Origin of the sequence: Bradyrhizobium sp. CCBAU 45321, assembly GCF_028128975.1 — a bacterium.
GTDB classification, from domain to species: Bacteria; Pseudomonadota; Alphaproteobacteria; order Rhizobiales; family Xanthobacteraceae; genus Bradyrhizobium; species Bradyrhizobium yuanmingense.
Genome location: NZ_LFKZ01000130.1, coordinates 283,137 through 295,000, shown reverse-complemented (window position 1 = coordinate 295,000; position 11,864 = coordinate 283,137). Strand labels below are relative to the sequence as shown.

At 64.9% G+C, this 11,864-nt stretch carries 10 protein-coding genes and 2 pseudogenes (1 of these 12 only partly in view); 3 read left to right on the top strand and 9 right to left on the bottom strand.

The annotated features are described in order from the left end of the window. On the top strand, window positions 1–297 hold the final stretch of the coding sequence (locus ACM43_RS33905; protein ID WP_271546066.1) for a hypothetical protein. 300 nt of this gene lie to the left of the window's left edge; 297 of the gene's 597 nt are visible here — the last part of the coding sequence; the start codon falls outside the window, past its left edge; the stop codon is at window positions 295–297. A gap of 205 nt (window positions 298–502) precedes the next feature. Here ACM43_RS33905 and ACM43_RS33900 read toward each other — a convergent pair whose 3' ends face one another. The 5 genes and pseudogenes from ACM43_RS33900 to ACM43_RS33880 form a co-directional block, all read right to left on the bottom strand. Then, window positions 503–1,591, bottom strand: coding sequence for a TRAP transporter substrate-binding protein (locus ACM43_RS33900; RefSeq protein WP_157287597.1), 1,089 nt, complete (start codon window positions 1,589–1,591; stop codon window positions 503–505). A gap of 178 nt (window positions 1,592–1,769) precedes the next feature. Then, entirely contained in the window at window positions 1,770–3,083 is a 1,314-nt protein-coding gene (locus tag ACM43_RS33895; RefSeq protein WP_271546064.1) for an NAD(P)H-dependent oxidoreductase, read from the bottom strand. A 153-nt stretch (window positions 3,084–3,236) separates the two neighbouring features. Beyond that, window positions 3,237–4,038: pseudogene (locus tag ACM43_RS33890) on the bottom strand (phytanoyl-CoA dioxygenase family protein). Window positions 4,039–4,200: 162 nt separating this feature from the next. Beyond that, complete coding sequence (locus tag ACM43_RS33885) at window positions 4,201–4,878, bottom strand: GntR family transcriptional regulator (RefSeq protein WP_271546062.1); 678 nt, start codon at window positions 4,876–4,878, stop codon at window positions 4,201–4,203. Window positions 4,879–5,071: 193 nt separating this feature from the next. Beyond that, window positions 5,072–5,922, bottom strand: a pseudogene (locus ACM43_RS33880) (sigma-70 family RNA polymerase sigma factor); the annotation flags it as partial. Window positions 5,923–6,022: 100 nt separating this feature from the next. Here ACM43_RS33880 and ACM43_RS33875 point away from each other — a divergent pair. Then, window positions 6,023–6,478: a carboxymuconolactone decarboxylase family protein gene (locus ACM43_RS33875; RefSeq protein ID WP_271546516.1), complete on the top strand. Its 456-nt coding sequence runs from the start codon at window positions 6,023–6,025 to the stop codon at window positions 6,476–6,478. A gap of 1 nt (window position 6,479) precedes the next feature. Here the strand turns inward: ACM43_RS33875 and ACM43_RS33870 are convergent, their stop codons facing one another. Further along, complete coding sequence (locus ACM43_RS33870; RefSeq protein ID WP_271546060.1) at window positions 6,480–7,292, bottom strand: alpha/beta fold hydrolase; 813 nt, start codon at window positions 7,290–7,292, stop codon at window positions 6,480–6,482. A 2-nt stretch (window positions 7,293–7,294) separates the two neighbouring features. After that, window positions 7,295–8,113, bottom strand: coding sequence for an alpha/beta fold hydrolase (locus tag ACM43_RS33865; protein WP_271546058.1), 819 nt, complete (start codon window positions 8,111–8,113; stop codon window positions 7,295–7,297). A 135-nt stretch (window positions 8,114–8,248) separates the two neighbouring features. Between ACM43_RS33865 and ACM43_RS33860 the strand changes: the two genes are divergently transcribed. Next, window positions 8,249–8,791, top strand: a complete 543-nt coding sequence (locus ACM43_RS33860; protein ID WP_271546056.1) for a methylated-DNA--[protein]-cysteine S-methyltransferase — start codon at window positions 8,249–8,251, stop codon at window positions 8,789–8,791. A gap of 128 nt (window positions 8,792–8,919) precedes the next feature. Here the strand turns inward: ACM43_RS33860 and ACM43_RS33855 are convergent, their stop codons facing one another. Together ACM43_RS33855 and ACM43_RS33850 are read right to left on the bottom strand one after the other, a co-directional pair. Next, the gene (locus ACM43_RS33855) at window positions 8,920–10,464 is read right to left on the bottom strand and encodes an acyl-CoA synthetase (RefSeq protein ID WP_271546054.1); all 1,545 of its coding nucleotides are present in this window, start codon (window positions 10,462–10,464) and stop codon (window positions 8,920–8,922) included. A gap of 117 nt (window positions 10,465–10,581) precedes the next feature. Continuing rightward, window positions 10,582–11,754, bottom strand: a complete 1,173-nt coding sequence (locus ACM43_RS33850; RefSeq protein ID WP_271546052.1) for an acetyl-CoA C-acetyltransferase — start codon at window positions 11,752–11,754, stop codon at window positions 10,582–10,584. Window positions 11,755–11,864: the final 110 nt, after the last annotated feature.

Below are 11,864 nucleotides of genomic sequence, written 5' to 3'. Positions count from 1 at the left end.
CACGGCTTTGCCAGCTACGACGACTACAACAACGTCGTCGACAATATCAGCCTTGTCATCGGCGGCTTCGATCCCGCCACCAAGAAATATGTCGGCCCCGAAGCGGTGATCAAGGCTCAGATCGCGGAGATCCAGGCCGACAAGAAGATGCCGGCGAAGGACAAGAAGGAAGCCCTCGACGAGCTCAACCAGGCGCTGAAGACGCCTGCGCTCCAGGTCGAGCACAAGAGCAACATCGATCTCGTCGCCAGGTATTACGACAAGCTGATCGCAGCGCTCGGGGATGAGGAGAATTGAGGATGCTTGTGGTGCGTTGCTCGCGCCGCGCATTCGCTTCTCGTAGGGTGGGCAAAGGCGCGCGATGCGCGCCGTGCCCACGTCTTCTCAGCTTCCACGTGGGCACGCTTCGCTTTGCCCACCCTACGAGAGTCGTTTAATGGCAAAAGCCCCGGAGACATCTCCGGGGCTTTCGTCGTTCTGCCGTGCGCAGCGCGCGATGCGCTTACGTCCGCGTCCGCATCCGCATCATGAAGGTATCGAAGCTGAGCTCGGCCACCTGCATCCAGGCGAGCGACTCGCTGCGGAAGGCGGTGAGGCTCGCATACATCTTGCCGAAATGCGGGTTGTTCTTGGCGAGATCGGCGTAGATCTCGTTGGCTGCGCCGTAGCAGGCCTCGAGCACCTCCTGCGGGAACGGCTTCAGGATCGCGCCGGACGCCAGCAGCCGTTTCAGCGCGGGCGGGTTCACCGAATCGTACTTGCCGGTCACCCAGGTGAAGGTGTCCATCGATGCCGTGCTGATGGCGGCCTGGTAGTGCTTCGGCAGCCCATTCCACTTCTCGAGGTTCATGATGTTGTGGCCCTGGCCGGTGCCTTCCCACCAACCGGGATAGTAGTAGTACTTCGCCACCTTGACGAAGCCGAGCTTCTCGTCGTCATACGGACCGACCCACTCGGCAGCGTCGATCGTCCCTTTCTCCAGCGCGGGATAGATGTCGCCGGCCGCGATCTGTTGCGGCACGCCCCCGACCTTTGCGACAATGGTGCCGGCGAAGCCGCCAACCCGGAATTTCAGGCCCTTGAGATCATCGACGGTCTTGATCTCCTTGCGGAACCAGCCGCCCATCTGAGCCCCGGTCGAGCCGGTCGGCACGCCGATCGCGTTGTGCTCTTTCAAGAGCTCATTGAGCATGTCCTGACCGCCGCCCCATATCAGCCAGGAAATGTGCTGACGCGTATTGAGGCCGAACGGCAGCGAGGTGCCGAAGGTGAATGCCGGGTTCTTGCCCCAATAATAGTAGAGCGCCGTGTTGCCCATTTCGACGGTGCCGTTGGACACGGCATCGAGCACTTGCAGGCCTCCGACGATTTCGCCGGCCGCGAAGGGTTGGATCTGGAATCTGTTGTCGGTGATCTCCGCGACCCGCTTGCAGAAATACTCGCAGCCGCCGTAGAGCGTATCCAGTGATTTCGGCCAGCTCGCCGCCAGCCGCCATTTCACCTCGGGCATTGATTGTGCGACAGCCGGCGCTGCAATTGCGCTTGCGGCAAGGCCCAGTCCGCCTGCCGTCAGAAATTTACGACGTTCCATGCGTTCCCTCCTGCGGTGTCGTGTCCTCGACGAGGGATCGCGGTCTTGACGCCGCTTCATCTTCGCCGGTGGCCGACGTTTCTTGGTGTCCGAAATTCAATGTTCCCGGATCGCAGGCAGCATGACGAAAGGGGAACAGCAAATCAAGCTCGCTTTGGTTGTGCGCCTGCCAAGCCGATCAATGCTGCGGCGCGAACGCGGCTTCCATGGCCCTGCGTGCCTTCACCGTTTCGTTGCCGGGGTCGAATTCGACATCGCTCCAGCGTACCAACGTGCCATGGGCGACGTCGTGCTTAAGCTTGAGGCGATGTGCGAGCCCGATCGGCAGGGCCCCGGCCCTGAGGCTCGCGGCCGCCGGTATCAGCTTGCCCCATACCGTGTAGCCGCCTTCGCCGTCGAGCACCTCCCCGGCACGCAAGTTACGTTTGGCCACGGCGGCGACGTCGCCGCGGAAGCCGTAAGGCTGCCCGGTGGGCTCGCCCCGTAGCGCGGCCGACAGCACCGAGATGTTCAGCTCGAGCCCGATCAGGTGATACGGCTTGTGCATGGCGGCGAAGCGTCCGCTGGCATCGGTCTTCAGTCCATATTGCCGGAAGCAGTCGGCGGCATAGTCGTTCGGTGCTTCCAGCACGACATAGACGCCCCAGCGCAGATCGCGAAACACCGGCCTGCCGTCGCGCTCGAGCGAGGAGACGACTTCGACGACACCGGATCGCTCCAGCACGCCGCCGCGCGAGCGCGGCCGCATGACATGCGGCAGATCGTCGACGCCGCACGGCGGAAACGCCAGGCCCTCCGCGGGCACGTCGAGGCCGCAGGCATTGGCAATCGCGGCCATCTCGATCGCCGATTTGGTGCCGTCGAGGAAAGAGTTGAACATTTGCGGATTCATGCCGGCCGACTGCGCTTCGCCCGCCGTCAGGCCATAGTGCTGCCAGACACCGTCGGGCGTCACGTCGTGATAGGCCGGCAGGTACTTCGTGCCCTTGCCGGCGGCAACGACGTGAAATCCTGTGGCGCGGGCCCAATCGACCATCTCCGCCGTCAGCGCCGGCTGGTCGCCATAGGCGAGCGAATAGACCACGCCGGCTTTGCGCGCTTCGTCGGCGAGCAGCGGGCCCGCCAGCACGTCGGCCTCGACATTTACCATCACGATATGCTTGCCCGCCGCGATCGCGGCGCGCGCGTGGGCAATGCCGACGGCGGGATTGCCGGTCGCCTCCACCACCACGTCCATGGCGCCGCCGGCGATGGCGCGCACGCCGTCATCGGTGAACACGGTCGCGGCGATGCGCTCGGCGCTCCAGCCGACGGTCCGGCAGGCCTCGCGGGCCCGGTCGCGGTCGATGTCGACGATGATGGGCACATCCAGCCCCGGCGTGTGCGGCACCTGTGCGAGGAACATCGAGCCGAACTTGCCGGCGCCGATCAGCGCGACACGGACGGGCTTGCCGGCGGATGCGCGGGCTTGCAGGAGGCGGAAGAGGTTCATGGGGAGTCCGAGATCGCTATGGCTGTGAGGTGACACTGTCAAACTTCGTCATTCCGGGGCGCGCGAAGCGCGAGCCCGGAATCCATTTCTCCACAAGCACTGCGGCCCGATGGATTCCGGGCTCGACGCTCCGCGTCGCCCCGGAATGACAGGTTACTCCGCCGCCTGGCGCGGTGTCCGTGCCAACCGCAGCAGCGCGTCGTCGTCGACCGTCTTAATCGGCGTGAAATCGCGATGCGCGATGTAATCCGGTCGTGTCGGTGTGCGGATATGGTTCGAGACCGCGTTCAGCGTCAGGTACACGATCTTGCGCGGATAGGGGCGTGATGTTGCCGCTAGAGCCGTGCACGAGATTGCCGTGGAACATCAGCATGCCGCCGGGCTTGCCGGTGGGCGCGACGATGCCGCCCTGCTTGACGAGGCGCGTGACCGTGTCCTCGTCCAGCGTCCATAGCGGATAGGAGGTGGTGGCGAGATCGTGCGAAGCCTCGAGATCGCCGGCATTCTGGCTGCGCGGCACCAGCATCAGGGGACCGTTGATCGGCATCACCTCGTCGAGGAAGATCGCGATGTTCATCGCCCGCGGCTCCGGCATGCCGTCATCGCGCTTCCAGGTGCCGTAATCCTGGTGCCATTGCCAGACGTCGCCGGTGAAGGCCGATTTCGCGTTGATCTTGAACTGGTGCATGTAGACGGGCTCGCCGAACACCTGCTCGACCGGCTCGATCATGCGCGGATGCGCGCCGAGGATCGCGAACGCCTCGTTGTAGAGATGCGCGGCAAAGGCGGTGCGCGGCGCGCCGCTCTTCTCGCGCCAGACCTCCGACCGGTTGGCATCGTAAATGGCGACCGCCTCTCGCGCGAGCAGGTCGACCTCCTCTTGGGCGAACAATTCGGGCAGGAACAGCCAGCCCTCGCGGTGGAAGAACTCCAATTGCTCCTGGGACAGTTTCACGGGTCGTCCTCCTGTTTGCTTTGTTTTGTCATTCCGGGGCACGCGAAGCGTGAGCCCGGAATCCATTCCTCCGCAGTCTCTGCCGCCCGATGGATTCCGGGCTCGACGCTCCCGGGCCGCGCTTCGCGCGGTCCCGTCGCGTCGCCCCGGAATGACGGCGTGCTACGCCGCCGCCTCTTCCGTCACCCGCAATCTCTCCTCGGTCATCCGTCCCGCCGTCTGTGCATGCGCGAGCGCTGAGCGTTCGGCCGCCGTCGCGTTGCCGCTGAGAATGTGTCCGGCAATATCGGCATGCTCCGCCCAGGCGCTGGCGCGATAATCGAGCTCGGAGAGCACTGTCGCCATCGAGCGCCGCATGTGCGGCCATTGCGGCGCCATGGTCTCCTCGATCACGGGATTGCCGGCGAGCTGATAGATCGCGCGGTGAAAATCGACATCGAGGGTGATGAGCTCGGGTAGAATCGTGTTGCGGTCACTGCGGCGCCCGGCGGCGAGCGCTGCCTCCAGTCGCGCGCGTCCCGCTGCGTCGCTGGCCGCGCGCTGAGCGGCCAGCCCGGCCGCCAGCGCGTCGATGGCGCCGCGCACCTCGTAGAGCTGACGGATGCGCGCGGGATCGAGCTGTGTCACTTCAAAGCCGCGGCGGCCGCTCTCGGCGACCAGGCCTTGCCGATGCAACAGATGCAGCGCATGCGACACCGGCTGGCGCGACACGCCGAGCCGATCGGCGAGCTCGTTCTGCCGGATGCGCTGGCCGGGCCGAAGCGTGCGGTCAGAGATCGCCTCCAGGATCCGCGCATAGACCTGGTCGATCAGGTTCGGGAGCGGGTCGAGAGGGATCACGCCGGCAGCTCCAGAAGAACGAAGGAATACGGAATTCCGTATTCGAACTTACGCTCGGCGAGGTAGAGCGTCAAGCCGTATCTCGGGCGATCCCAATGGCTTCATGTCACCCGGGTAAGCTGTTGATTTTCCTAAGTCCGTCTACTGTGCATGGGGTTGTTTTCGCGACAACGGGTTGGTCCGGATCTGAGCCATCCAGCACCTGCACCTCCATCGCGGCGATGTCGTCCGCATCGGCGACGGCCTCGATCGCGCCGATCCGCCCGCCCGCGAACGTCACGCGCAGCGCGACCCGCAACTGTCCGCCGAGGATGACGGCAGCACCCATCTCGCCATCGACCAGCGCCGTGCGCGCCGCCCGGGCGCGGCCCTTGTAGAGCTGCGCGACAGCCTCGGCGCCGCGGACCTCCGCCAGCGAGCCGAGCCGCACCGCCGCCAGATCGGCGCGGAAGACGACGTCGGGATCCAGCACCGCGAGCAGCCTTCGAAGTTGCCCTCGCGCGAGGCTTCGAGAAATGCATCGACGATCCTTCGCTGTTGCGTCAGATCCGTCTCCGGCACCGGTGCGCCCTGCACGCGCCGCCGGGCGCGGCTCGCCAGCTGCCGCGAGGCATCGACCGAACGGCCGACGATCGGCGCGATCTCCTCGAACGGGACGGCGAACATGTCGTGCAGCACGAAGGCGAGCCGCTCCGCGGGCTGCAGCATTTCCAGCACGACCAGCAGTGCCGCGCCGACAGAATCGGCCATCTCCGCCTCTCGCTCACGGGTATCGTCGAGCGGCTCGGGTACGTGCGGACCCATCGGATCCTCGCGGCGCGACTTCCGGGCGCGCAGCATGTCGAGGCAGATACGCGCCACGACCGTGGTCAGCCAACCGCGCAGATTCGCGATGTCGGACAGGTCGTAGCGGCTGACCCGCAGCCAAGCCTCCTGCACGGCATCGTCGACCTCGGCGCGGGAGCCCAGCATGCGGTAGGCCACCGCACGCAAATGGTCCCTGCTCGTCTCGAACTGCTCGGTCAGAAAATTTTCTTCGCTCATCGGTCACATTCCCTCGTCGCGATCCGTCAAGCCCATGACGAAGCCAATCCAGTCGATGTGACCGGAACCTTCGAAATTCGACAGATGGAGATGCAACATGATGCACGCCCGCATGAAACACCCTGTCATGGTCCTGCCCGAGGCCATGAATGTCCTGCAATCCCTCGGCAACCTGACAAAGCAGGGTCTGCCCGAAAAGCTCTTGGAACTGGTGCACCTGCGCGCCAGCCAGATCAATGGCTGCAGCGTCTGCGTCGACATGCACCCGAAGGTCGCCCGCAGGCTGGGCGAGACCGACGAACGCCTGTTCGCCGTATCCGCCTGGCGCGAGGCGCCCTACTTCACCGATGCCGAGCGCGCCGCGCTGGCCCTGACCGAAGCCGCCACGCGCCTTGCCGATCGCGAGGATCCGGTGCCCGATGCGATCTGGAATGAAGCTGCGAAGCACTTCGATGAGCGCGAGCTCGCCACCCTGATCCTCGCGATCGCGACGATCAACGTGTGGAACCGCCTGAACGCGACGATCAAGATGCCCGTCGGTGTGTGGAAGGTGTGAGCTACTCCGCCAGGAATCTGCTCACCACCTCGCCGAACTCGAGCGGCGCCTGCTCGAACATCCAGTGGCCGGCGTTCGCGATCACCGCCGTCTCAGCGCCCGCGATGTGCGCGGCCAGCACGCGCCACATCACCGACAGGCTGCCGGTGGTGGCGCCGCCGCCGATCAGCAGCGTCGGCGTCCTGATCGCCTGCGCATCGCCGAGCGTGTAGGGCCGGCGCTGCTCGTTGATCTGGCCGAGGAAGGTGAGCGCGTTGTCGCGCAGTTGCTGCTTGGCCGCAGCCGGCACGCGCCGCCAGGAGCCGTCGCCTTCGATGCCTTCGTAGAAATTCCGCACCGCGCCCTCGAGGTCGCCGGCGCGGATCATCTCGACCGACCGCGCGGTGCGCGCCGCCAGCGGCGGATGCGCGGGCGTGCCTTCGGGCACAGGCAGGGATACGTCGAGATCGCCGCCGGGCTCGGCCAGCACCAGCTTGCGCAACAGATCGGGCCGCGCCTGCGCCACGCGAAAGGCGATGTGTCCGCCGCGCGAATGGCCCATCAGGTCGACGGGGCCGGGCTTGACCTGCTCGATGAAGGCGATCGTATCGGCGACATGCTGCGCCATCTTGTAGTCGTCGCCGACAGCGTCCCAGTGCTCGGGAAAGAAATGCCGCAGGCTGACCGCGATCACCCGATGGGACTTCGACAGCGGACCGAGCACCGAATACCAGGTGCGGAAGTCGCCGAGTGTGCCGTGCACGCAGACCAGCGGCGGGCCCTCACCGACTTCGAGATAGGCCATGTCGTAACCGTTGACGTGGAAGCTTTGCATGGTCAGCTCGCCAGAAAATCCAAAACCACTTCGGAGAATTTCTGCGGCGCCTGCTCGAACATCGGATGCGTCGCATTCGGGATGATCGCCGTCTTGGAATAAGGCACATGCGCGGCCAGCGCATGCAGCACTTTCGGCAAGAGGCCCTTGGTCCGCGCGCCCAGGATGAACAGCGTCGGCATCTTGATCGCCTCTGCGTCCGCCCTAGAGAACGGCGGGCGGCTGTCGTGGACCTGGCCGATCAGGGTATAGGCATTGTCGCGCAGGTTCTGCTTCACCATCGCGGGCAATCGCGGCCAGGTGCCGGGGCCTTCCAGCGTGTCGACGAAGACGGCAAGGCCGCCGTCGACATCGCCGGCCGCGATCTTCTCGGCCGAGGCGGTGAAGCGCGCCAGCAGTGGCGAGGGACCGCCGACGTAATCCGGATCGAGGCTCGCATCGAGCTCGCCCCCGGGCTCGGCCAGGATCAGCCGTCGCAAGAGATCGGGCCGCTGCTGTGCCACGCGGAAGCAGATATGCCCGCCGCGGGAATGGCCCATCAAATCGACCGGCCCGAGGTCGAGCTTGTCGATGAAGGCGATGACGTCGCTGGCGTGCTGGGCGATCGAATAGGTGTCACCGACCCCATCCCATTTTTCCGGGAAGAAGTGCCGCAGGCTGACGGCGATCACCCGGTGCCGCTGCGTCAGCGGCCCGAGCACGCAGCCCCAGACGCGGAAGTCATTCAGCGATCCATGCACGCAGACCAGAGGCGGACGGCCCCTGTCTTCGCCCACGTCGAGATAGGGCATGTCGTAACCGTTGACGTGGAGGCTCTGCATTATGGACTCGCGGGAGAGGATTGGAACGCCTGTGCAAGATTCCCGGAAACCGGGTGGATCGCAACTATTTCCAAGCCTAGATTTGGCGCGAGAAGAAAGTGGGGCCTGCAACGAAAGCAATTCAGGAACCAAGCCATGACCGACCAGCATTTTGCCCTGTTCGACACCAGGATCGGCCTGTGTGCCATCGCCTGGGGCCCGCGCGGCATCAACGGCACGCAATTGCCGATGGGCGGCGAGCAGAAGATCCGCACCCGCATCAGCCAGCGCCATCCTGACGCCATTGAGGCCGAGCCGACCGCCGAGGTGCAACAGGCGGTCGACCGCATGACGAGACTGCTCGCCGGCGAGCCGGATGATCTCACCGACATTCCGCTCGACCTCGACGGCGTGCCCGAGTTCAATCGCGGCGTCTACGCGATCGCCCGCGCGATTCCGCCGGGCAAGACCGTCACCTATGGCGACATCGCCAAGCAGCTCGGCGGCGTCCAGCTGTCGCGCGACGTCGGCCAGGCGCTCGGCCGCAACCCGTGCCCGATCGTGGTGCCGTGCCATCGCGTGCTGGCGGCCGGCAACAAGCCCGGCGGCTTCTCCGCCAATGGCGGCGTGGTCACGAAGCTGAAGATGCTCGAGATCGAAGGCGCGCTGGTGAACCACACCCCGAGCCTGTTCGATTGAAGATACCAAAGCTTGCTCGGCGTCATGGCCGGGCTTGACCCGGCCATCCACGTCTTCCTTTGCGGTACAAAGCACGTGGATGCCCGGGACAAGCCCGGGCATGACGGTGTTGAGAGCGGCCGCTCTCCCTAAATCTTCGCCGCCGTCTTCGGCCAATACCGATCGCGCAAATGCCGCTTCACCAGCTTGCCCGTGGGCGTGCGTGGCAGCTCGGCTTCGAAATCGACCGAGCGCGGGCACTTGATCGCGGAGAGGCGGCTCTTGCAATAGGCGATCAGATCGGCCTCCAGCGCCTTGCCGGCGCGGCTCATGTCGTGCGGCTGCACCACCGCCTTGACCTCTTCGCCCATCTCCTCGTTCGGCACGCCGAACACCGCGACGTCGGCGACCTCAGGGTGCGTGATCAGCACGTCCTCGGTCTCCTGCGGATAGATGTTCACGCCGCCGGAGATGATCATGTAGGACTTGCGGTCGGTGAGATAGAGGAAGCCGTCCTTGTCGAGATAGCCGACATCGCCGAGCGTCGACCATCCCTTGGCGTTGTAGGCTTTCTTCGTCTTCTCGGGGTCGTTGTGATAGGTGAAGGCGGGCGCATCGGCGAAATAGACGGTACCGATCTCGCCGACCGGCTGCTCCTCGTCGTTCTCGTCGAGAATCTTGATCTTGCCGACCACGGCGCGGCCGACGCTGCCGCGGTGTTCCAGCCATTGCTGCGAGTTGCAGACGGTGACGCCGTTGCCTTCTGAGCCGGCGTAATACTCGATCAGGATCGGACCCCACCATTCGATCATCTTGGCCTTGACGTCAACCGGGCAGGGCGCGGCGGCGTGGATCGCGCCCTTCAGGCTGGAAACGTCGTACCTCGTGCGCACCTCGTCCGGCAGCTTCAGCATGCGCACGAACATGGTCGGCACCAGCTGTGATTGCGTCACCTTGTACTTTTCGACCAGCTTCAAGAACTCTTCGGCGTCAAAGTGCTCCATGATGATGGAGGTGCCGCCGAGCACGATCGCCATCATGTTGAAGCGCAGGGGCGCTGCGTGATAGAGCGGCGCCGGCGACAGATAGGTGCTCTCCGCATTCATGCCGCACATGTCGGCGCAGAGCACCCGCAGGAAGGCGTTCGGCACGTCGATCCTGTTGCCTTCGAAAGCCTTCTTGATTCCCTTCGGGCGGCCGGTGGTGCCCGACGAATACAGCATGTCGTAGCCTGCGACCTCATCGGCGATCGGCGTGGTCGGCTGCGCGGCGGCTTCCTTGTCGTAGGAGCGGAAGCCGGGCAGCGGGTCGTCCATCATGTAGAAGATCGGCTCGCCGGGCGTGCCCTTGATCAGGCCCTTGATCTGGTCGGCGCATTTCGGCGTCGTGATCACGACCTTGGCGCCGCAATCGGCGATGATGTAGTCGATCTCGTCCTGCTTCAGGTAGCGGCTGATCGCGGTGTAATAGAGCCCGCTGCGCTGTGCCGCCCAGCACAGCTCCATGAAGGCGAGGCGGTTCTCCATCAACAGCGCGATGTGGTCGCCGGCCTTGAGGCCAAGCGAGCGAAACAGCTGCGCGCCCTGGTTCGAGAGCTCGTCGAGCTCGCGATAGGTGATCGCCTTGCCGGTCCCGGCCATCTGGTAGGCGATCTTGTCGGGCGTCGTCTTGGCGTGGATACAGGGGTGGGTCATGGCGTTTCCTCAAAACGCGAATGACGAGTAGCGAGTGGCGAATAGGGAAGAAGGGCAAACCGCTCTTCGCCTACTCACCATTCGCTACTCGCCACTCACGACTCGCTCTTGTTTTTCTTACAGCCGCTCCACGATCGTCACGTTGGCCATGCCGCCGCCCTCGCACATGGTCTGCAGGCCGTAGCGCTTGCCGCGCTGGTGCAGGGCGTGGACCAGCGTCGTCATCAGCTTGGTGCCGGAGCCGCCGAGCGGATGGCCGAGCGCGATGGCGCCGCCGTTGATGTTGAGACGCTCCGGATCGGCGCCGGTGGTCTTCAGCCAGGCGGTCGGCACCGAGGCGAAGGCCTCGTTGACCTCGAACAGGTCGATGTCGCCGATCTTCATGCCGGCCTTCTCCAGCGCGCGCTTGGTGGCGTGCAGGGGAGCATCGAGCATGATCACGGGATCGCCGCCCGTCATGGTCATGTGATGGATGCGCGCGAGCGGCTTGACGCCGAGCTGCTTCAGGCCCTTCTCGTTCACCACCATGACGCCGGAGGCGCCGTCGCAGATCTGGCTGGCGCTGGCTGCGGTGAGCTTGCCGTTCTCGGCAATCAGTTTGACGCCCTTGATGCCGTCGAGCGTGACATCGAAGCGGATGCCCTCGTCGATGTGGTGGGTGTCCTTGCTGCCGTCGGCACGGGTGATGTCGAGCGGCACGATCTCCTTCTTGAAGTGACCTGCTTGCGTCGCCGCGATCGCGCGCTGATGACTCTGGTAAGAATATTCGTCGAGCTCATCCTTGGAGAGGCCGTACTTCTCGGCCATCATCTCCGCGCCGGTGAACTGGCTGAACACGATATTCGGATACTTCTTCTCGATGCCCGGGCTCTTGTAATTGCCAAAGCCATTCTTGGCCGGAAGCTGCGACGACAGGCCCATGGGCACCCGCGTCATCGATTCCACGCCGGCCGCGATCACGACGTCCATCGCACCCGACATCACCGCCTGCGCGGCGAAGTGCAGCGCCTGCTGCGAGGAGCCGCACTGGCGGTCGATCGAGGTGCCCGGCACGCTCTCCGGCAGCTTCGAGGCCATCACCGCATTGCGCGCGACATTGTTGGACTGCTCGCCCACCTGCATGACGCAGCCCATGATTACGTCCTCCACCTGGGCCGGATCGACCTTGGTGCGGTCGACCAGCTCATCCAGCACCTTCGCGGCGAGATCGGCCGGATGCCAGCCGGCGAGACGGCCCCCCTTGCGCCCGCCGGCGGTGCGCGCAGCGGCGACGATGTAAGCCTCGGCCATTCGGTCTCTCCCATGATCGTTTTGGATTGAGTTGTCGGGGGCGGATTTAAGGGGCGGACCATCGTTTAGTCAATCGATCAATTAACTCTTGTGATGAGGCGCTGCTTGCG